Origin of the sequence: Chryseobacterium sp. AG363, from assembly GCF_003610675.1 — a bacterium.
GTDB lineage: Bacteria > Bacteroidota > Bacteroidia > Flavobacteriales > Weeksellaceae > Chryseobacterium > Chryseobacterium cucumeris.
Genome location: NZ_RAQF01000002.1, coordinates 1,423,805 through 1,443,498 on the forward strand (window position 1 = coordinate 1,423,805; position 19,694 = coordinate 1,443,498).

A 19,694-nucleotide genomic window follows, 5' to 3' on the forward strand; every position below is an offset into this window, starting at 1 on the left:
TTATTTCCTAAACAAAACAAAGATTTCAGAGTTTAAAAAGAGAGTTTTACGCCTACCATATTGTATTCCCATTGGCGGGATGCAGTGAAGTTGAGACTATATTTTGTCTTTCCGATTGTTCCTTCTGAAGAAGTGTATCTGCTTTTTGATATGGTTTTTCCTATAAAATATCCCATTAATAGGGCTAATGGATAGTCTGAGGCCCAGTGAACTTTACTTTGCATCATTTGAAAGCATAATGCTCCTGCCAGTGTATACCCTACAGGCTTGATCCATTTGGCATCCGGATAGTTATCTGCAATCACAGTGATTCCAGCCATGAAGGTGGTTAAATGTCCCGACGGCATGGCATCGTAATTCGAGGTATTTTTACTGAATGCGGAGAAACTGGGAAACGGATTCCATGCGCCTCCTTTGTGTCCGTATTCTTCGGCAATAAACGGGCTTTCTCTTCCTGTAATTCTTTTAAGGGTTTGGGTGAAAACTCCGGAAAGAATTAAACTTTCCATTAAACCACTGGCGGTAGCCTGGGCTCTGTAGTCATTTTTTATCAATCCATAGGTTCCGAAACCAATTCCTAATAATACTAATGTAGAGCCATTTCCTATAAGGTACAGTGCAGATCCGACATCTTTCGGAATTTTAAATACACCTCCCACTTTATGGTAGTTATTATCTTTATCCATTCCCCATTGTTCAGCCAGTTCTCTTGAATTATCAATCAGTTTCTGGTCAAACGGCAGGAGTATTAACGTAGCGGCAACAGCTCCTCCCAGATAATAAGCATGATCTTTGGCTACGAAATCTTTATTGGTATTGATAAAGTTTCTGGGTAATTTGGTTACAAAATCCAATAATTTAGGTTTCGGATAAGTGCGGACAGATCCGTCTTTTAAAGTGTAGGTTTGTACTTTGGGCAATTCGGTTTCCTTGGGAAGCTCTTTTACCTTCAGTGTATCAACCTCTTGTGAGCATACCAATATTGAAACTGGTAAGAGTAGAAATCTCAGTTTTTTCATCGTGTAATTTTCAACTTTTATATTCGGGTGTGTAAAAGTTTCAAAGATAATCCCTTGTTGAGTATCGTGCAAAGTTGTTGTTTAACTTTTAATATTTATTTAATTTTTTGATCAAAAAATACAGATTTCAATTCAAATATTTGATCAAAAAAATAATTCCATACATCCAGGAGATGTAGAGAAAAGAATAGAAAAATCCGAATCCGAAACTTTTTAGCAAATCCCCCTTACATTTTCCGGAGTTTTTGAAAACCAATCTCAAAGCTCTGAAAAAAATCCAATACAGAATAGCTCCTAATAATAATACAGCAGACCAAAAGAAAAGACCGAAAAAATACGAAAGAAAAATAAGTAGAATTGAAATTACAATCCATAAAAGAACTGATAAAATAACACCTCCTATTCCATCACCAATTGCTGGTGGATCAAACTCAAAACCATCAAATTTTGGTGTTTTATCTGCATATCTTTGTATTCTTTCTTTGTTTAAAATATTTCCTACATTATCTTTTAATTTTAAACCAGAATAGAGTCCTATACTGATAAACAGAAAAAATGCTCCAGCTAAAACAGAGGTTGATAAGATTGAATTCTGAAACAGAGAACGATGATCTGTTTTTCCTGAAAGCCAAACACTTAAGAGTACTACTGTAATGATCACCAGCGTTGAAAAAAACACATATTTTGTTTCAAGAAAGGATTTCTGCGGAAGTTTCATGGTTTTATAGAATGTGTAAAAAACGCTTCGACTCCGCTCAGCGTGACATTGCTAATCCTAAAAGATATATTTTAACGATGTCATGCCGGGCAGAGTCGAAGCTTATAATTTTATTAGAAAATTACTTTAATTTGTTCAAAGCGTTTTCCAGTTTGGGAAGCATTACCTTGATCTCATCTACAGCTAATCCTCCTACAGAAGCACGGAACCAAGGTTCTGATTTTTCTTCTCCGAAAGCTGAGAATGGTACTAAAGCCACTCCTGCTTCATTAATTAGGTAGAATACCAGGTCTGAAGAATTTTCAAGTACAGTTCCGTCTGGTTTTGTTTTCCCTATATAATCTAATTTAATAGTAAGATAAAGAGCTCCCATTGGTTCAATACTGTCAACAGCCAGTCCTTTTCCTTTTAAATCCTGAACTCCGTTGTGAAGTACTTTTAAGCTGTTTTCAAGTTTAGCTTTAAAATCATTCACGAAAGTATCTACATTCTCTGAATTTTCATAGAATTTAGCCGTTGCTTCCTGCTCTGGTTTTGGAGCCCATGCTCCAACGTGAGTAAGAAGTGCCTTCATTTTATCAAGAATATGAGCAGGTCCGAATCCCCATCCTACACGTACTCCGGTTGCTGCAAGGCATTTTGAAATACCGTCGATATAGATGGTGTAATCTCTCATTTCCGGGAAAAGAGAAACAGGATCTACGTGCTCAGCACCGAATGTAAGGCAAGAGTAGATCTGGTCATACATTAAGTATAACGGTTTCTGATCTTCACCTCTTTTTTTGTTTTCAGCAATGACCAGTTCACAGATCTCAGAAAGTTGTTCTTTTGTAAACATGGTTCCTGTAGGGTTCAATGGAGAACACAAAGCTAATAAAACGGCTCCATCTAAGTGAGGTCTTAAATCATCAGCAGTCGGAAGGAAATTGGTTTCAGGTTTTGTTTTCACTTCTACAGCGTTGGCTGAAGTAAGATAAGCATAGTGATTGTTGTTCCATGATGGTGTAGGATAAACTACTTTATCTCCTTCGTCTACGATTGTTTTGTAAACGGCATAGATCAATGGTCTTGATCCTGCAGTAATCAGGATGTCTTCTGGAGAATAATCAAGATTCCATCTTTTTTTCAGGTCTTTGGAAACTTCTTTTCTTAAAGATAAAAGTCCGTTGGCAGGCGGATAGTTTGTCAGATTATTCTGATATGCTTTCTGAATCTCTTCCTTCAGCAATGCCGGAATAGGATAGATGTTAGAATTCAGATCACCAATAGTAAGATTGGCAATTTCCGCTCCTTTTGCTTTTAGATCATTTACTTCGTTACCAATTTTTACAATTTCAGAACCGATCAGGTTCGCTGCTAATTTTGAAACTTTCACTTTTTCTTATTTTAAATTTATATTATCGTTCTCCATGAATCTTCTCATCTATTTGATCTACCGGTGTTTGTGTATCAAAAAGAATCATAATCTCTTTTACTTTCTTGGCCGTATGGGAATTCGGATATTTTTTGATCATCCTGTTGAATTCCGCTCTGTTTTCATCGTTTAGTTTTCCGGTTCCTTTATCCTGGTCTCTTTCGTAGGTGGGCGTATTATCCATTCCTAAAAGATAATCGGACAAATAGTAATTATAGTCTTGTTTTACTGTCTTTATCAGCTTGCTTTCAGGATATTTATTCATGAAATTCTCCCAGAAAATCAATCTGTTGCCTAGTTGCTCCCAGCTGATTATTAATCCAGCATCTGCGGCATAATTGGTTTCACTTTCTTTATCTGTTTGTGAAACATAAGCTTCATAATCCGGAGTCAGTTTATTTTTAAAAAGAGAAGAATAATATCCCGGAATGGTCCATATTTCGGTCATTCCTTCTCCTACTTCTCTGAATTCAAGACCTGCTTTATTCAGTTCTGAAGCTATTTTTTTAACGTTATCCGGAAAATTGTACTGATCCTTCTCATAGTTATAATAATTCACATATTTATCCAGAACACCAGTATGAAGACTCATCAGACATTCGGTATACTTTCCTCTTATTTTTAAATAATCTTCGTATACTTGGTCATTCTGTTCCGGCCTGTTTCCAGCCATCTCTTTTTCAATTTTGGTGCGATACCACTGAAGAGATGTGATATAATCTTCCGTTTTGTTAGCCGATGAACAAGCTGTGTCTATGGGTTTATACTGATCTTCTTTGGATTCAGTTTTGGTAATCGAATCGTTTACCTGTTTTACTTCTGAAACTGCAGTTTCCTTTTTACAGGAAACTACGGCTGCAGAGAGTATGTATATTGCTATAATTCTTTTTATCATCTGCTGTTTTCAGCGCATTAATCCAGTTTAAGATCTGTTTTAACGGCTCCTATTTTAGCTTCCAATGATTTTAATTTGTCTCTGAAATCTGCTTCTGAAGTAATGGAATCCTTCACTGAAACATAGAACTTGATTTTTGGCTCTGTTCCTGAAGGTCTTACACATACTTTTGTTCCATCCTGTGTGTAATAGATCAAAACGTTAGACTTCGGAATATCACTCATCACTTTTTTCTCATTCGTAGAAATGGTAAGACTTGTCTGCTCTTTAAAGTCTTTCACTTCTTCCACTAATGAACCAGCCAGTTCCTTTGGAGGATTTTCACGGAAATCTTTCATCATATTCTGAATTTCTTCAGCTCCTTCTTTCCCTTTTCTAACGATATTGATTAATCCTTCATAATACATTCCAAGATCCTCATAGATCTCAATCATGTACTGATACATTGTTTTTCCATTGGCTTTGCACCAAGCTGCAATTTCGCAGGCTAAAAGAATACTTCCGCAAGAGTCTTTATCACGAACGAAGTCTCCGGTCATAAATCCGAAACTTTCCTCACCACCACATACAAATTTCTGAGTTCCTTCTGCTTCACGGATCATTTTTCCAATCCATTTGAATCCAGTAAGACCTACTTTGCATTCTACACCGAATTTCTGTGCAATATCAAAGAAGATATCGGAAGTTACGATGGTAGAACCAATGAACTCTTTTCCGGTAATTTTCCCTTGTTTTCTCCACTCATTCAGAATGTAATACGTAAGGATGGTATTGGTTTGGTTTCCGTTCAATAATTGCATTTCACCATCAAGATTTCTTACGGCAATTCCTAATCTGTCCCCATCCGGGTCTGTTCCGATCACGATATCTGCATTGGTAATTCTTGCCAGATCCATTGCCATTTCCAATGCTGCAGGCTCTTCCGGGTTTGGAGACTCTACTGTTGGGAAATTTCCGCTTGGGATCATCTGTTCTCTTACAAGATCTACTTTTTTGAAACCTGCTTTTTCAAGGGCTTTGGGAACAGTTGTATAGGTTGTTCCATGGATAGAGGTAAAAACAATATTTAAATTTTCTTTTCCAACGTTCTGATACGTAGAGTTTTCAATACATGCATCGATATACACATCGTCCTGCTCCTCTCCGATCCATTCGATCAGATCATCATTTCCGTTGAATTTAATTTCTTCAAATTTCACAGAATACACTTCATTGATAATGGCTTCATCATTAGGCGGAACAATCTGTGCGCCGTCATTCCAGTATACTTTGTAACCGTTGTATTCTGGTGGGTTGTGAGAAGCCGTTAATACGATTCCTCCGTTACATTTTTTATCACGTACCGTGAAAGACAATTCAGGAGTCGGTCTGTGATCTTTGAAAAGTAAAACTTTAATTCCGTTGGCTGTTAAAACATCTGCTACCAGTTTTCCGAATTCTTTTGAGTTATTACGAACATCATAAGCGATAGCCACTTTAATCTCTTCTCCTTTGAACTGCTGAAGCATATAATTAGCCAATCCTTGAGTCGCTTGTCCTAATGTATATTTATTCAAGCGGTTGGTTCCTACTCCCATTATTCCACGCATACCTCCTGTCCCGAATTCCAGTTCTCTGTAGAAAGAATCTTCCAGATCAGGGGAATTGCTGTCGATCAACGTCTGTACAGCATCTCTTGTTTCTTTATCGAAGGTATCACTTAACCAAAGTTTCGCTTTTTCTAGTGTATTCATATTTGTAATGTTGTTCTTTTATAATTTGTAAAGTTCCTAGTTTCTAGTTTAAATAATGCTGTTTTTTAATCCAGCTTTTTGTTTTCGACTTTCGTTGTTTTATCAATTTTAAACGCTCTGATAGGATCGTTATAATAGATAAATTTTGCAGTGTTCTGAATATGTCCTTTTAAAGAATCTTTTACATTTACTTCTGCATAATTACCGTTTTTAGAATCAATATTCAGATTGGTGATTTTCCAGTAAGGTGCAATTAAACTTGCTGTATCTGAAATCTTTATCACTGCATCTTTAGATAATCCCAAAAAGTTGGCGCGGCTTCTGTTATGCATTTCCACTTCTGCTCTTCTTGTGTTTACAGATCCCATGAAACTTGCATTATTTTTCATGTTAAGTCTGAAATTATCTGTTTTGATTTCGCTTGAAATATTCACTTCCACAGAATCTGAAACAGCTACTTTTTCAAGATTATATTTGGAATAAATCGTTACATTATAAAAATCGACTCCTTTTGTTCCTCTTTTTTCTTTAATGAAAAGGGTTTTATCTTTTACATCCACATCCAGATTGCTTGCTACATTTGGATAGGTTTCTATTTCTACAAAATTTTTCGGACCTCTGGCATAAAATACACGGAATTTACCTTCCAGATCAAGGTTGACGAATTCCGAAACATCCACATCTTTCTTTTCAATATTCCCTTTTGGAGAAACTTTTCCGCAGGAAACTACTGCCATCAGCATCAATGTGTATACAACTTTTTTCATATTTAATTTTAAATATTCTATATTATAATCGCAACGATCTTTACTGAAAATCTCTGAAAGCTTTTCTCAGGCCTCACGGGACTTTCAATATTATTTTGAACAAAAATAGGATTAAAATTTCTAAAAAACTTTGTCTTTTGACAATAAAATACCTGATAGTTTTCAATTTTTTGCTTTTCAGAAGAGCCTATTTCTTATTCTCAATTCTTTTTACTTTTTTATAAAACCATGTTTTAGGACTGCCAGCCATTGAAAATAAAAGAAGATAATTTTTACTTACACTGGAGATTTTCATTGTGGTTATATTTTCATCGTCATTATACTTCATTTTCAATAGATTATTTTCTATCTGATAAATTCCATTGTTTCCCATTGAACTGAAAGTTTTATCCTGATAAAAGGTCAGAACTCCTGTTCCATATCTGGAATTGTTTGTTTTATTTTTCAACGTATCCGTATTAGAAATTTCTCCATCATAAATATCAATAAACTCCCAAGAACCGGAAAGTTTATTTGATGAACATGAGACTGCGAAAAGTAAAAGAAAGTAAAAAAGAATAGATTTGATTTTAAACATCCGGATTAAAAGTTTTTATAAAATTACAAAAAGCACCCTGCTGACAGAGTGCTTTTCGTTATATTTATTCTTAAATCTGTAAAAATTGATGATTTATTACAGCTCTTCTATGTTTAACTATTTTCAACAGAAGCACCATAAATGATTAAAGTCAAAAGAATTGCAACAATCGCGACCCCAATAATTAAGGGTTTCCATATTGCTTTTTTCGGATACTTTTCTTCATCTGGAAAATATTTCGGCATAAAATAATAGGAAAGCAAACTTCCCCCTCCAAGGCCGCAAATATAAGCAAGTGAACTTTTAGGCTCTTCCGGAATATTGACAATAACTCCTGTGATAATTGTTAAAAGAACCGAAATTGCCAGTACAGTGTATGCTTCTTTCTTTTTGTTGACCTCTATTAAATTCTGGTATAACAAAACACCTCCGAAAAGTGCGGAAAGAAAAATAGAAAATCCTAAAATGGCTTTCTTAGAATAAATTTTCGGCAGCTTTTCTTCCATTATATCACTTCATCAATATTATAATTCTTATGCTCACGGTTGGTTCTGATGATCATTTCTCCTAAGAATCCTGCCACAAACAGCAAGCTTCCCATAATCATCATGGTTAATGCGATAAAGAACCATGGATTATTGGTGATTAAGTGTCCGTAGATTCCTCTTGCTACATCAATCAGTTTAGAAATTCCTAACCAAAGTGCTGAAAGAAAACCAACAATAAACATTAAAGTACCCACAGCTCCGAAGAAATGCATTGGTCTTCCTCCGAAACGGCTTACAAACCAAAGCGTTATCAAATCCAGAAATCCTCTGATAAATCTCTCAGTTCCGAATTTTGAAGTTCCGTAAGGTCTTGCCTGATGCTGTACTTCTTTTTCCGTGATTCTTCTGAAACCTGCATTGGCAGCCAATACCGGAATATAACGATGCATATCTCCGTAAACATCCACAGATTTTACCACCTGTTTTTTGTATGCTTTCAAACCACAGTTGAAGTCGTGAAGATAAACTCCTGAAACTTTTCTAGCCGCTGCATTGAATAATTTTGACGGAATATTTTTCGTCATCACATTATCAAAACGCTTCTTTTTCCAACCGGAAACGATATCATAATTATCATGAATCACCATATTATACAATTCCGGAATTTCTTCTGGAAAATCCTGTAAATCAGCATCCATGGTAATCACTACATCACCGTTTGTTCTTTCAAAAGCGGCATGAAGCGCTTGTGATTTTCCATAATTTCTGGAAAATTTAATAGCGTGAATCTGAGGATACTGAACTTTCATATTCTCAATAATACTCCACGACAAATCCGTACTTCCATCGTCTACAAACCAGATCTCATAAGATAAATTGCTGGTTGCGCATACTTTGTCGATTCTTGAAAAAAGCTCTTCCAGAGAGTCTTCTTCGTTCAGTAACGGAATAACTATAGATAAATTCATTTAAATTTTAATAAGAATTAGGCTTGATTTGTTTCTTCGGGTTGATGTATCGTTCTTGTTCTGAAAAACGCTCCGAAAAATACCGACAAAACTACGTAAAATATAAGAATTGCCGCAAAATATCCTGAAAAATGACTTGCGGTAAGCATATCTTTTCCTTTAACGGCCTCTGGCGTGAAGCTTTGCAATCTTTCTTTGTATTTCTGATCCAGCTCATCAATATCTTTCTGATGCTTCAGAATTTTTCTTGCTGAAGTATATTCTGTATCCAGTTCTGATTTTTGTCTTTGAACATATTGATAGTTCAACAGGCTTTTAGCTGCAGGATCTACAAAAGTTAAAAAAGCATAAATACTAAAAATAGAAAGAATTCCTCCGATGAACATCGGAACGAATGCTCTTTTGAAAGCATCTTTAAATTTCACCACTCTATGGTTGTTCCAGTAAGATTTTACAGACCAGAAAGCAGCTCCGGCATATAAAAGAGGCAAAACAAAAGCATTGGCTTTCAAAGAGATATCAAAATAATTGATTCCTGAGAAAAAAGTATATACTACAAAAAAAACGATCATTGTAGCGATAAAAAGTATAATTCCTAGTGTTGATGGACTTTTCGTCATATTTAAATTTTTAAAAAAAGTTGAAAATTTTTCCCTCTAAATGTCAGGCGTTTAGCTTTACCACTGCATTTTTTCAACTAATTTTCTTTGATAAAGTTTTGAAGTTTATAAAATATTCCTACCTTTGCAACGGCAAGTCCTAAACAACCAGCTCCTGAGAATCCTCCAGGGTGGGAACGCAGCAAAGGTAATCGGTCGTAGCGGTGTGATTTAGGTAGCTTGCCATTTTTTTTTGATTTAAAGTAAGAAGAGAGGTAATTTGATAATTATCTTTTTTTGTTTTTAATACCTTACGCATCATTTTCATTTTTCCAATTTTCAGATTACCTCCGGTTCGGTTATTGATTAAAATTCGAAAGTCTCACCTAATTTTGGTAAAACCAATTCTACATTTTTATCTTCGAAATGCTTTAATGCACTTTCATGATTGATTTCGATGGCAGGAAAAGTATCAAAGTGACATCCGATTACTTTCGGTGTTTTTAATAGCTCTGCTGCTGCAAAAGAAGCTTTTCTAGGGCACATAGTGTAGTGGCTTCCGATCGGAAGGATAGAAAGGTCGATGTTTCCGTATAATCTCGGGAACAGCTCCATATCAGCCATTACTCCTGTATCACCTGCCAGATAGATGTTCTTACCTTCAGGAAGCCTGAAAATATACCCTACAGGAACGCCTCCATAGCTTCCATCCGGGAAAGAACTTGTATGATGAGCCGGAACCATGGAAATTTTAAGATCGTCGATTTTTGCCGATCCTCCTAAGTTCACATCGTCTTTATTTTTTGCTTGCTGGAAGTAACCGCATACTTCTGGAACCCCAATGATGGTAGCTTCCGGATAATGCTGTAACACTTCTGCCACATCAGCAATATGATCACCATGTGCATGGGTCAGCAGGATGTAGTCGATTTTTTGAGCAGCAATATCAAAACCTGATTCTGCTTTTTTGTAGTTGTAAAAAGGGTCACTCAGAATTGTTTTGTCCTTGTAGGTGAACAGGAAACAATTTTGTCCTAAGAATTGTATTTTCATTTTAAATTTAATTTCAATTATTATTAAACACAAATGACTCAAATCATTTCACAAAGAACACCATGAGATTAGTGACATTTGTGAAAGCATTCGTGCCATCTGTGTTTTCTTTAATTTGTTATTTTGATGGGAATTTATCCTCAATCAATCTTAAATTAATCCCATGTTCCAGATAAGCTTTACATCCATCTAAAACTGTCGTAAAACCTCCTGTATTGTCATTAATTACTTTTAGCAGATCTTCACCCGTTTGGCTGAATCCATAGCTTTTAATGATCACTAAGGTTCCTTTTTCCATGGTTTTGAATTCATAATCTACGTTCGCTGAAGGCTCTCCCCACTCTGTTCTGATGAGCTGGTTTGGAATGATCTGAAGAACCTTCACTTCGGATTTCACGCCATACATTTCCCACTCCCAGATAATGGTTTTACCTTCTTCCAATTTTCCGGTGGATTTGGTAAACCAGAAATGAGTGGTTAGTTCCGGATTGATGAATGCTTCAAAAACATGTTCAATCGGTTTTCTGATAAGCATTTGAGCTTCAACATAGACATTAGAACTCATGATATACTATTTTGGATTAGTTAAATAAATTAAGTCCAGCCGCTGTAAGAATAGCCATTACAAAAGTCATGATTCCTACCTGTTTTAAGTACTGGTCTAATTCTTTTGGTTCTTTCACCGACATGATGTTTCTTCTCAGCTTGGCTAATGGGAATAACAGGATCATTACAATAAACACATAGTAGTTTTGCTGCTGTATAAACCCGTTTACTCCTAAAAAGATAAGGATAAGCACCAATGGTAACTGTAACAGGATCATTTCATAGATCATTGCATTTTTGAATCCGATTCTCAATGCAAAGCTATTTTTTCCAGATAATCTGTCACTTTCTATATCTCTCATATTATTCAGGTTAAGAACAGCCATACTCATCATTCCAACCGCTGTTCCGGGTAATAATATATCCCAGCTGAAAGTTTTTGTAAATAAGAAATAGCTTCCACATACAGAAACCAATCCAAAAAAGATAAACACGAAGATATCTCCCAAGCCCATATAACCATATGGTTTTTTACCTACTGTATATCCAATTGCTGCAAGAATACATGCTACTCCCAATCCTATGAAGATATAGAATTCATTCATATAGTTTGGAATGAAGGCTACGTATAGCAAAGCAATAGTGGCAATGAAAGATAATGCTGCGAAAAGGATTACCGCATTCTTCATTTGTTTTGCAGTAATTTTCCCCGATGCGACAGCTCTTGCTTCTGCTTCATTGATTCTTTTAGCGTCGGTTCCTTTTACTCCATCCCCATAATCATTGGCATAATTTGATAAAATCTGGTATAAAAGTGTAACCAAAAGAGCAAGCGCAAGGATTTTCCAGTCCCAGATTCCTCCTTCTCCGTAAAGTCTCCATTTTGCAATGAAAGCCCCCATAATAATCCCGCTTAGAGAAAGCGGTAAAGTTCTTAGCCTTGCGGCTTTTATCCAATCAGTCATATAGTTATAATTGATAAGCGATAATTGATAAATGATACATGAATCATCATCTATCAATTATCAGTTATATTTTTAGGATATCCATTGATCTTCTCCGAAGTTAGGTTTTCTTTTTTCAAGAAAGGCATTTCTTCCTTCCTGAGCTTCTTCTGTCATATATGCAAGACGGGTTGCTTCTCCTGCGAAAACCTGCTGCCCTACCATCCCATCGTCTGTAAGGTTCATGGCAAATTTCAGCATTCTGATAGAAGTTGGAGATTTAGCCAATATTTCCTGAGCCCATTCATAAGCAGTATCTTCTAATTCTGCATGAGGAACTACTTTATTGACCATTCCCATTTCGAAAGCTTCCTGAGCGGAATAATTTCTTCCTAAAAAGAAAATTTCACGGGCTTTTTTCTGTCCTACCATTTTAGCAAGATAAGCAGAACCGTAACCACCATCAAAACTGGTAACATCAGCATCTGTCTGCTTAAAAATAGCATGTTCTTCACTTGCTAAAGTAAGGTCACATACTACGTGAAGAGAGTGTCCTCCACCAACTGCCCATCCCGGAACCACCGCGATCACTACTTTCGGCATGAAACGGATCAGACGCTGAACCTCAAGAATATTCAGACGGTGTCTTCCATCTTCTCCTACATATCCCTGATGTCCTCTGGCTTTTTGATCACCTCCACTACAAAATGCCCAGCCACCATCTTTAGGGCTAGGTCCTTCTCCTGAAAGCAATACAACCCCTATGGAAGGATCTTCATAGGCATCATAAAAAGCATCGTATAATTCTGAAGTTGTTTTAGGTCTGAAGGCATTACGCACCTCAGGTCTGTTGAAAGCAATTCTTGCTACTCCGTTAGATTTTTTATAGGTAATATCTTCGTATTCCTTGGCGGTTTTCCACTCGATCATCTTATAAAAATTTTTCTCAAAGATACGGAATTACAGAGAAATTCTCAGGTTGAAATTTAAGGTTCATCAGTATAAAAACCAGAAATTTTGAATGCATGAATTCGGCATGAAGAATTTTCAACAGAAACTACACAGCGGGGTCGAATAAATTAAACCTGTTAGGCTTATAAGTCATAACAGATCTATAAACTCCTGAAAAAAAATTCAGGATAAGGAGCTCAGTCAACACTTTCTGCTTACAATAGAAAAAACCGGAACATTTCTGTTCCGGTTTTCATATCTGTTATTGTAAAAAATGATTACTTTGCAGCTGCGCTTAGCTCAGCTTCTTTAGCTTTCATTTCTTTAACTTTTTCAATATTTTTAGTTACGACATAAATTTCTTTTAGGGCAGTAACTGCATCAATACTCTTTGGATTTGCTTTATACCATCCTTCTGCAAATGGTAATGCTTTTCCGAATCTTTCTCTTCTTGCATCAATCAGTTTAGATGCCTCGTCTGGTTTATCTTTTCTTAATGCATTAATCTCTCCTACAACTTTAGCATCATCTCCAATAGTAGTGTAAACAAGATTTTGATATGCATCAGAGAAATCAGGTTTAAGCTCAATTGCTTTTTTAAACGCTTCTAAAGCATCATTAACAGTAGCTGGGTTTTTAGCTTGCATTACTCCAAGGTTATACCAGTTTGTTGGATCATTAGGATTCTTCGCCAACTGCTCTTTCAATCCTGAAATAAATTTATCTGTATTTCCTGACTGAAGATAAGCTGTGGTTTGAGCTTCTTTAAGCTTTGCATTGTTTGGAAATTTAACTAAGCCTTTTTCAATAACTACAAGGGCTTCATTTCCTTTTTTTGCATTAAGAAGTAATGATGACAAAGTCTCATATAAATCAGATTCTATACTCTTAGATTGTTCTGTTTTGAAATCAGTATAATCCGAGTTTTTCTTCATGAGCTCCCAAGTTGCTTTATCAAGATTTACAACCTGACCGGACTTCTTTTCTTTTGCCGTGTAAGTAGTTTCTACTCCAGTAAATCCTGAATTCACAAGGTCTGTATATATTTTGATAGACTGCTCACTGTTATTCGCTAACGCGTGGCTAAGTCCTGCATAATACATATATATTTTATTGTCCTGACCGTTGGATTTTAACAAGTCATAAACTTCAATAAACTTAGGTGCTGCTGCTGCATAATTTTTTGCATTATACGCATCCATCGCTGATTTGTTGGCTTCCTGAAGCTTTGCATTCAGGGCATTTGCATCTTTCTGTGCGAAAACAAAAGCAGACGCCACGATAGCCATTCCTAAAATTAGTTTCTTCATAATAACTATTCTATATTTAATTGTACAATTTATTCTTTAGAATCAGAATTCTCATTCTCCTCTGCCGGGTTTTCATCTCCAGCCTGAGGTGTTACCTTGTCATTTTCCTGGTTATCAAATAGCGATCCTACAACTCCTTCTTCTGTTTCTCCAAATTCTTCAGAATCTTCTTCTACATCTTTATCCATTTCTACTTTTGCAATGGCTGCAATTTCGTCATTTTTCTTAAGGTTGATCAGTTTTACTCCCTGAGTATTTCTACCCATTACTCTCATTTCATCCATTCCCATTCTAATCGCAACACCGGATTTGTTGATAATCATCAATCCGTCTTCGTCCGTTACATTTTGAATAGCGATAAGGTTTCCTGTTTTTTCAGTAATGTTAAGCGTAATAACTCCTTTTCCTCCTCTGTTGGTAATTCGGTAGTCTTCTACTGCAGTTCTCTTTCCGTATCCTTTCTCAGATACTACAAGTACTGTTTCGTTCTCTACATCGTTCACAACAATCATACCAATAGCTTCGTCACCATCTTCAAGCAAGATACCTCTTACTCCGATAGACCCTCTACCTACTTCTCTTACTTTCTCCTCAGGGAAACGGATACATTTACCATTCTTAGTAGCAATCATAATCTGAGATGTTCCATTGGTAAGATAAGCTCCTAATAACTGGTCATTATCTCTGATCTCGATAGCATTTACTCCATTTACTCTTGGTCTTGAATACGCTTCCAATGATGTTTTCTTGATTGTACCGTTTTTGGTTACCATCACAACACTCATTTGATTTACATATTCAGAATCCTTAAGGTTGTTCGTTCTGATATAGGCTTTAATCTTATCATCCGGTTCAATGTTGATAAGGTTTTGTACAGCTCTTCCTTTTGCTGTTTTGGAACCTTCAGGAATTTCAAATACTCTTAGCCAATAACATCTTCCTTTTTCTGTAAAGAATAACATGTACTGGTGGTTAGTTGCAGAAACAATATACTCAAGGAAGTCAGAATCTCTTGTCGTTGCTGCTTTATTACCTACACCACCTCTACTTTGAATTTTATATTCTGAAAGCGAAGTTCTCTTGATGTATCCTGCATGAGAGATCGTAAGAACTACAGATTCATTCGGGATAATATCTTCGATAGACATTTCTCCTCCCGAATAATCAATTTCAGTTCTTCTTTCGTCTCCGTATTTTTCTTTGATTTCGATCAGTTCATCTTTGATGATTTGGAATCTTCTTGGCTCGTTAGCTAAGATGTCTTCCAAATTAGCAATTTCTTTCATGATCGCATCGTATTCATCACGGATCTTATCAAGCTCCATTCCTGTAAGACGAGCCAATCTAAGATCCAGAATTGCCTGAGCCTGAATGTCTGAAAGTTCAAACGCCTCAATCAAGCCTTCTTTCGCAGCCTGAGGGTTGGCACTGTGACGGATAATAGAAATTGCTCTGTCTAAAGCATCCTGGGTTCCGATCACTTTCATGAATCCTTCAAGGATATGAGCTCTTTCCTTTGCTTTTTTAAGCTCAAACTGAGTTCTTCTTACGATTACTTCATGTCTGTGCTCTACAAAGTGATGGATGATATCTTTAAGGTTCAGCTGCTCTGGTCTTCCGTGTACCAATGCAATATTGTTTACACTGAAAGATGTCTGAAGTGCTGTATATTTATATAATAGGTTAAGAACGACATTCGGTATTGCATCGTTTTTCAATTCATATACAATACGAAGTCCTTTTCTATCCGACTCATCTCTGATTTCGTGGATTCCCGGGATTTTTTCGTCTTTAACAAGCTCTGCTGTTCTGGCGATCATTTCCGCTTTGTTTACCTGATAAGGGATTTCGGTAACAATAATCGCGTTTCTGTTTCCGATTTCATCAAAGTTCACTTTAGCTCTTAAAACTACTCTACCTCTTCCTGTATGGAAAGCATCTCTTACTCCGTCATATCCATAGATGATACCACCTGTAGGGAAATCCGGTGCAATGATGTGCTGCATCAGTTCGTCAATCGTAATTTCTTTATTATCGATATAAGCACAGATTGCATCTACAGATTCTGAAAGGTTATGAGGCGCCATATTCGTTGCCATACCTACGGCGATACCTGAAGTACCATTTACCAAAAGATTCGGAATTTTAGTAGGCATTACGGTCGGTTCCTGTAAACTGTCGTCGAAGTTATTCTGAAAATCAACTGTTTCTTTGTCCAGGTCTGAAAGAACCTCATCAGAGATTTTTTTCAATCTTGCCTCGGTATAACGCATTGCTGCAGGCGGGTCACCATCCATAGAACCGAAGTTACCCTGTCCGTCTACCTGAGGATAACGTAAGCTCCAATCCTGTGCCATTCTTACCATAGCGTCGTATACAGAGGAATCTCCGTGTGGGTGATATTTACCTAATACATCCCCAACAATTCTCGCAGATTTTAAATATTTTCTGTTAGAAAATACCCCTAATCCATACATACCATAAAGTACTCTTCTATGAACGGGTTTCAAGCCGTCTCTTACATCCGGTAACGCTCTTGAAACGATAACGGACATCGAATAATCGATATAAGACGACTTCATTTCATCAACAATGTTGATAGGAATTAGTCTTTCTCCTTCTTTTTGCATAAACAAATTTTATTGTAATGATATTCAAACTCTTAGCTGTAAGTCTGAAAATTATTTATTCCCAATTTTTATTAACGGGCTAATTTACGAAAAAAATGCCGATTTTTGCTGTAGAATTTATCCAAAAAAATCTTAAAAATTCATAAAAATATGAGCGTATTAAGTATAACTTTCCACTGCACAAAAGATAACCTGGAAGAATGGGAAAATTATATTGATGAAACACTGGTTTTAATGACTGAAAACCTGATGGATGTCAACAAATATATTCTTTCTGAGGTACACAGTGACTTTATCGAGGAAGGCAAAAATTATAATCTCCTGTTAATTTTTGATAATGATGAACTGAGGGAAGATTTTATTAAAAGTGAACTTTTAAATATTTCTGAAAGAATTGAGAAAAAGTTCGGACAGGAAGTGATGGTTTTCAACACTTTCCTTAATCCGAAAAAATCGAGATTATAATAGATCATAAAAAAGCACTGAAAAATTCAGTGCTTTTCTTTTTTATCTGTGATGTCCATGACCGCGGCCTTTGTGATGATGACCACGATCGTCATAAATATACACTTTCTTTACCTGGCCGGGTGCATAGTACCTTGCACTTCCGCCATAATACCTTTTGGCATGCCCGGGTGGCATTCTTCTTCCATGATGCTCATGTACCACGCAAGAGGACAGCATTAAAACAACCACTGCTACCCCAGCAATTTTCAACATACTTTTCATTATTTTCACTTTTTCAATTTCGATAGCGAAATATATCAAGGTTAATGCCAAAAGAAATTGAAATTAAGCTAATATATGTTAAAACTTACTGCTAATTTTTATTTTCTGTACTTCCTAGTAGCCGCTTCTTTTTTTCACCTGCCCAGGAGCATAGTCTTTTGCACTCCCTCCAAACACTTTTTTAGCCTGTCCTGGCGGAACTGTTTTCACCCGGCGTCCATTGTCATGCACCACACATGATGATAACATTAACGCTACGATAAGAACTCCTGTGATTTTAACCAAACTTTTCATTATTTCTATTTTTCAACTTTATTTAATATAACAATGGTAGTGCCAAAGGTTAAAAAAGTTAAAGTTAGAGGATTAAGGTTGAATTTCAATGATTATTGTCAATGGTCAATTTTGCTTCGCAGGTCAATGGTGAATTTTGTTATGGAGAATCATATGCTTACCAAACAAAATCATCAATCATCAATCATCAATTATAAATTATAGCTCTCTAGACGATTTCACTTCTTTTTTCCATCAGGATAATATCTTTCCACTCTCCGTTGAGCTTTCCGATTTTTTTACGGACGCCTACGATTCTGAAACCGTTTTTCTGATGAAATTTGATAGAAGTTTCATTTTCGGAGAAGATATTGGTCTGTAATGTCCAGAATCCGTGATCCTCGCTATCCAAAATCAATTTTTTAAGCAATACGGAACCCAATCCCTTTCCCTGATATTCGTTATCAAAATAAATGCTTACCTCTGCAACTCCTTTATAGCATTCTCTTTTGCTGACCGGTTTTAAGGCACACCATCCCACAACTTCATTATTTTCATTTTCCAGTACCCAGCGGCAGTCGTTAAAATAGCCCATGCTCCAGGCTTCAGCAGTTGGAACTTCTGTTTCAAAAGTGGAAATCCCACCGTCTATTCCCTGGCGGAAAATTTCAAGAACCCTGGCTTCATCAGTGGGAAGCATTTCTCTTAATTCGTAATTCATCGTATTTAATGGTATTTTCTTTTGATTTTTCTTTTAATTCTTGAATAGTGTGTCTGCTTGCTTTTTTCATCCTGAGAAACAACACTGATATTTCCATCCACTTCCAGAACGGAAAGCTTTACATTGTTTATGTTTTCAATTCCGTGTTCTCTTATCGCTTCTTCCAATTCGCTTTCTGTAATCTTTACCCGATTCAGGGCTGCCTGATCTGCAATCCCATCCCTGATCAGAATAACCGGCTCATCTTCCATAAAAATCTGAAAGGAGCGGCTGGAAAACATGAATCTCTTCACAATGAAATTAGCAACAAACAAAACCAATGCCGCAATAATTCCGCCCTGAAGAGAAGTATCGGGACCTACCATTGCATTCTGAACAGCATTTGAAATAAGTAATAGTAATACGACATCCCCGGCATTGAGCTGAGAAAGTTGGTTTTTACCAAATAAACGGATTGCAATTACCATGAAAAGGTAAACACAAAGGGAACGGACAGCAACGTTAAGAATAGGATCCACAATTTTTTTTATCTACTCAAATGTATTGATTTTTGTGATTCGTGAGAAATATTTTACGGACAGATTTTGGTATACATTTTGAGCCTGAAATTCAAATAATACCACAAAATAACACCAATGAAAAATTTTTTTCTCTGTTTAGGAATATTTCTGTTTTTTGTATCCTGCAAAAAGAATGAACCTCAACCTACCCGGTTTTCAGAAACTGCCATTATTGAAAAAGTTAATGAACTGTATACTCGATACGGTAAATCCAACGAGGCTATTTACAACCAGCCGATTACGGATACTTTATTTTCTCAGGACTTAAAAAAAGTTTTAGACGAGGCCATCAATGCATCAAAGGCTGATATTGAAAAGGTAAAAAATAGTGATCATCCTGATGAGAAACCTTTAATATTCGAAGGGGCTATTTTTTCCAGTCTGTATGAAGGATTTACAGATTATAAAATCAAGTCTGTTAAGATACAGGATAAGACTGCTGAAGCATTGGTAGCCTTCGAATATAATGCAGCTTCCCCCAAAGAAACCTGGATGGACACCGTGCATCTTATCAATACAGAGAAAGGATGGAGAATAGATAATGTTATTTTTGATACAATAGGGAATTCTAAAGATCTTAAAGCAAGATTAAAACAGTTTGTTCAGAGTACACAACAATAGAAAAGCCGCTTACAAAAAGCGGCTTTATTTTTTACGGACATTGAACGATTGGAATATCGCTGCAGATTACTTTATTTGCCCACTCGCAAAACGTACAGTATTTTACAGGCTCTCCTCCGTTCACTAACTTCAACTCTGATTTTGTCAGCTTTTTTAAATTTTTCATATAGTTTTAATT

23 protein-coding genes and 1 other RNA gene are annotated in these 19,694 nt (G+C 36.2%); 3 read left to right on the forward strand and 21 right to left on the reverse strand.

Annotated features, from left to right (window positions below; genetic code table 11):
• Window positions 1-32: 32 nt before the first annotated feature.
• From DEU39_RS06325 to DEU39_RS06370, 10 genes are all read right to left on the reverse strand, one after another.
• On the reverse strand, window positions 33-1,019 hold the full coding sequence (locus tag DEU39_RS06325) for a phosphatase PAP2 family protein (protein WP_062674903.1): 987 nt from the start codon (window positions 1,017-1,019) through the stop codon (window positions 33-35).
• Between the two features lie 127 nt (window positions 1,020-1,146).
• Window positions 1,147-1,737: a hypothetical protein gene (locus DEU39_RS06330; RefSeq protein ID WP_120231330.1), complete on the reverse strand. Its 591-nt coding sequence runs from the start codon at window positions 1,735-1,737 to the stop codon at window positions 1,147-1,149.
• Between the two features lie 121 nt (window positions 1,738-1,858).
• Window positions 1,859-3,112, reverse strand: coding sequence for a pyridoxal phosphate-dependent aminotransferase (locus tag DEU39_RS06335; RefSeq protein ID WP_062674905.1), 1,254 nt, complete (start codon window positions 3,110-3,112; stop codon window positions 1,859-1,861).
• Between the two features lie 22 nt (window positions 3,113-3,134).
• A complete protein-coding gene (locus DEU39_RS06340; protein WP_120231331.1) occupies window positions 3,135-4,046 on the reverse strand; it encodes a hypothetical protein in 912 nt (303 codons plus the stop codon).
• A gap of 17 nt (window positions 4,047-4,063) precedes the next feature.
• Window positions 4,064-5,779 (reverse strand): phospho-sugar mutase, encoded by a 1,716-nt coding sequence (locus DEU39_RS06345; protein WP_120231332.1) that lies wholly within the window; start codon window positions 5,777-5,779, stop codon window positions 4,064-4,066.
• Between the two features lie 65 nt (window positions 5,780-5,844).
• On the reverse strand, window positions 5,845-6,546 hold the full coding sequence (locus DEU39_RS06350) for a GIN domain-containing protein (RefSeq protein ID WP_120231333.1): 702 nt from the start codon (window positions 6,544-6,546) through the stop codon (window positions 5,845-5,847).
• A gap of 187 nt (window positions 6,547-6,733) precedes the next feature.
• Window positions 6,734-7,123, reverse strand: coding sequence for a hypothetical protein (locus tag DEU39_RS06355; RefSeq protein WP_120231334.1), 390 nt, complete (start codon window positions 7,121-7,123; stop codon window positions 6,734-6,736).
• 113 nt (window positions 7,124-7,236) lie between these two features.
• Window positions 7,237-7,629: a hypothetical protein gene (locus DEU39_RS06360; RefSeq protein ID WP_120231335.1), complete on the reverse strand. Its 393-nt coding sequence runs from the start codon at window positions 7,627-7,629 to the stop codon at window positions 7,237-7,239.
• Window positions 7,629-8,579, reverse strand: coding sequence for a glycosyltransferase family 2 protein (locus DEU39_RS06365; RefSeq protein ID WP_120231336.1), 951 nt, complete (start codon window positions 8,577-8,579; stop codon window positions 7,629-7,631). Before DEU39_RS06365 ends, DEU39_RS06360 begins: the two co-directional genes overlap by 1 nt.
• A gap of 17 nt (window positions 8,580-8,596) precedes the next feature.
• Window positions 8,597-9,199, reverse strand: a complete 603-nt coding sequence (locus DEU39_RS06370; protein ID WP_062674918.1) for a DUF4199 domain-containing protein — start codon at window positions 9,197-9,199, stop codon at window positions 8,597-8,599.
• A 130-nt stretch (window positions 9,200-9,329) separates the two neighbouring features.
• Between DEU39_RS06370 and ffs the strand changes: the two genes are divergently transcribed.
• Window positions 9,330-9,427: signal recognition particle sRNA small type (gene ffs / locus DEU39_RS06375), an RNA gene on the forward strand.
• Between the two features lie 117 nt (window positions 9,428-9,544).
• On the opposite strand, the gene DEU39_RS06380 is transcribed toward ffs, so the two are convergent.
• The 6 genes from DEU39_RS06380 to gyrA form a co-directional block, all read right to left on the reverse strand.
• Window positions 9,545-10,231 carry a metal-dependent hydrolase gene (locus tag DEU39_RS06380; protein WP_062674920.1) on the reverse strand — a complete coding sequence of 229 codons (687 nt, stop codon included), beginning with the start codon at window positions 10,229-10,231 and terminating at the stop codon, window positions 9,545-9,547.
• A 118-nt stretch (window positions 10,232-10,349) separates the two neighbouring features.
• Entirely contained in the window at window positions 10,350-10,796 is a 447-nt protein-coding gene (locus tag DEU39_RS06385; RefSeq protein WP_120231337.1) for an SRPBCC family protein, read from the reverse strand.
• Between the two features lie 16 nt (window positions 10,797-10,812).
• The gene (menA, locus tag DEU39_RS06390) at window positions 10,813-11,742 is read right to left on the reverse strand and encodes a 1,4-dihydroxy-2-naphthoate octaprenyltransferase (protein WP_062674924.1); all 930 of its coding nucleotides are present in this window, start codon (window positions 11,740-11,742) and stop codon (window positions 10,813-10,815) included.
• Window positions 11,743-11,814: 72 nt separating this feature from the next.
• The gene (locus DEU39_RS06395) at window positions 11,815-12,651 is read right to left on the reverse strand and encodes a 1,4-dihydroxy-2-naphthoyl-CoA synthase (protein WP_034697698.1); all 837 of its coding nucleotides are present in this window, start codon (window positions 12,649-12,651) and stop codon (window positions 11,815-11,817) included.
• A 299-nt stretch (window positions 12,652-12,950) separates the two neighbouring features.
• Entirely contained in the window at window positions 12,951-13,982 is a 1,032-nt protein-coding gene (locus DEU39_RS06400; protein ID WP_120231338.1) for a tetratricopeptide repeat protein, read from the reverse strand.
• A gap of 29 nt (window positions 13,983-14,011) precedes the next feature.
• Window positions 14,012-16,612 (reverse strand): DNA gyrase subunit A, encoded by a 2,601-nt coding sequence (gene gyrA / locus DEU39_RS06405; RefSeq protein WP_120231339.1) that lies wholly within the window; start codon window positions 16,610-16,612, stop codon window positions 14,012-14,014.
• Between the two features lie 150 nt (window positions 16,613-16,762).
• Here gyrA and DEU39_RS06410 point away from each other — a divergent pair, with 150 nt between their 5' ends.
• Window positions 16,763-17,077, forward strand: a complete 315-nt coding sequence (locus tag DEU39_RS06410; RefSeq protein ID WP_062674931.1) for a DUF4286 family protein — start codon at window positions 16,763-16,765, stop codon at window positions 17,075-17,077.
• Between the two features lie 42 nt (window positions 17,078-17,119).
• Here the strand turns inward: DEU39_RS06410 and DEU39_RS06415 are convergent, their stop codons facing one another.
• The 4 genes from DEU39_RS06415 to DEU39_RS06430 form a co-directional block, all read right to left on the reverse strand.
• Window positions 17,120-17,380: a hypothetical protein gene (locus tag DEU39_RS06415; protein WP_081906509.1), complete on the reverse strand. Its 261-nt coding sequence runs from the start codon at window positions 17,378-17,380 to the stop codon at window positions 17,120-17,122.
• A 75-nt stretch (window positions 17,381-17,455) separates the two neighbouring features.
• A complete protein-coding gene (locus DEU39_RS06420) occupies window positions 17,456-17,635 on the reverse strand; it encodes a quinol oxidase subunit 4 (RefSeq protein WP_120231340.1) in 180 nt (59 codons plus the stop codon).
• A gap of 208 nt (window positions 17,636-17,843) precedes the next feature.
• Window positions 17,844-18,335, reverse strand: coding sequence for a GNAT family N-acetyltransferase (locus DEU39_RS06425; protein ID WP_120231341.1), 492 nt, complete (start codon window positions 18,333-18,335; stop codon window positions 17,844-17,846).
• Window positions 18,336-18,340: 5 nt separating this feature from the next.
• Window positions 18,341-18,853, reverse strand: a complete 513-nt coding sequence (locus DEU39_RS06430; RefSeq protein WP_120231342.1) for a DUF421 domain-containing protein — start codon at window positions 18,851-18,853, stop codon at window positions 18,341-18,343.
• 117 nt (window positions 18,854-18,970) lie between these two features.
• Between DEU39_RS06430 and DEU39_RS06435 the strand changes: the two genes are divergently transcribed.
• Window positions 18,971-19,516 carry a DUF3828 domain-containing protein gene (locus tag DEU39_RS06435; RefSeq protein ID WP_120231343.1) on the forward strand — a complete coding sequence of 182 codons (546 nt, stop codon included), beginning with the start codon at window positions 18,971-18,973 and terminating at the stop codon, window positions 19,514-19,516.
• Between the two features lie 31 nt (window positions 19,517-19,547).
• Here the strand turns inward: DEU39_RS06435 and DEU39_RS06440 are convergent, their stop codons facing one another.
• Window positions 19,548-19,682, reverse strand: coding sequence for a bacteriocin-like protein (locus DEU39_RS06440; protein WP_120231344.1), 135 nt, complete (start codon window positions 19,680-19,682; stop codon window positions 19,548-19,550).
• Between the last annotated feature and the right edge of the window lie 12 nt (window positions 19,683-19,694).

What these genes read in the sequence shown, in the direction of transcription:
- DEU39_RS06325 (WP_062674903.1), bottom strand. Translation starts at nt 1,019, where the DNA reads ATGAAAAAACTGAGATTTCTACTCTTACCAGTTTCAATATTGGTATGC.
- DEU39_RS06330 (WP_120231330.1), bottom strand. Translation starts at nt 1,737, where the DNA reads ATGAAACTTCCGCAGAAATCCTTTCTTGAAACAAAATATGTGTTTTTT.
- DEU39_RS06340 (WP_120231331.1), bottom strand. Translation starts at nt 4,046, where the DNA reads ATGATAAAAAGAATTATAGCAATATACATACTCTCTGCAGCCGTAGTT.
- DEU39_RS06345 (WP_120231332.1), bottom strand. Translation starts at nt 5,779, where the DNA reads ATGAATACACTAGAAAAAGCGAAACTTTGGTTAAGTGATACCTTCGAT.
- DEU39_RS06350 (WP_120231333.1), bottom strand. Translation starts at nt 6,546, where the DNA reads ATGAAAAAAGTTGTATACACATTGATGCTGATGGCAGTAGTTTCCTGC.
- DEU39_RS06355 (WP_120231334.1), bottom strand. Translation starts at nt 7,123, where the DNA reads ATGTTTAAAATCAAATCTATTCTTTTTTACTTTCTTTTACTTTTCGCA.
- DEU39_RS06360 (WP_120231335.1), bottom strand. Translation starts at nt 7,629, where the DNA reads ATGGAAGAAAAGCTGCCGAAAATTTATTCTAAGAAAGCCATTTTAGGA.
- DEU39_RS06365 (WP_120231336.1), bottom strand. Translation starts at nt 8,579, where the DNA reads ATGAATTTATCTATAGTTATTCCGTTACTGAACGAAGAAGACTCTCTG.
- DEU39_RS06370 (WP_062674918.1), bottom strand. Translation starts at nt 9,199, where the DNA reads ATGACGAAAAGTCCATCAACACTAGGAATTATACTTTTTATCGCTACA.
- DEU39_RS06380 (WP_062674920.1), bottom strand. Translation starts at nt 10,231, where the DNA reads ATGAAAATACAATTCTTAGGACAAAATTGTTTCCTGTTCACCTACAAG.
- DEU39_RS06385 (WP_120231337.1), bottom strand. Translation starts at nt 10,796, where the DNA reads ATGAGTTCTAATGTCTATGTTGAAGCTCAAATGCTTATCAGAAAACCG.
- menA (WP_062674924.1), bottom strand. Translation starts at nt 11,742, where the DNA reads ATGACTGATTGGATAAAAGCCGCAAGGCTAAGAACTTTACCGCTTTCT.
- DEU39_RS06395 (WP_034697698.1), bottom strand. Translation starts at nt 12,651, where the DNA reads ATGATCGAGTGGAAAACCGCCAAGGAATACGAAGATATTACCTATAAA.
- DEU39_RS06400 (WP_120231338.1), bottom strand. Translation starts at nt 13,982, where the DNA reads ATGAAGAAACTAATTTTAGGAATGGCTATCGTGGCGTCTGCTTTTGTT.
- gyrA (WP_120231339.1), bottom strand. Translation starts at nt 16,612, where the DNA reads ATGCAAAAAGAAGGAGAAAGACTAATTCCTATCAACATTGTTGATGAA.
- DEU39_RS06410 (WP_062674931.1), top strand. Translation starts at nt 16,763, where the DNA reads ATGAGCGTATTAAGTATAACTTTCCACTGCACAAAAGATAACCTGGAA.
- DEU39_RS06420 (WP_120231340.1), bottom strand. Translation starts at nt 17,635, where the DNA reads ATGAAAAGTTTGGTTAAAATCACAGGAGTTCTTATCGTAGCGTTAATG.
- DEU39_RS06425 (WP_120231341.1), bottom strand. Translation starts at nt 18,335, where the DNA reads ATGAATTACGAATTAAGAGAAATGCTTCCCACTGATGAAGCCAGGGTT.
- DEU39_RS06435 (WP_120231343.1), top strand. Translation starts at nt 18,971, where the DNA reads ATGAAAAATTTTTTTCTCTGTTTAGGAATATTTCTGTTTTTTGTATCC.
- DEU39_RS06440 (WP_120231344.1), bottom strand. Translation starts at nt 19,682, where the DNA reads ATGAAAAATTTAAAAAAGCTGACAAAATCAGAGTTGAAGTTAGTGAAC.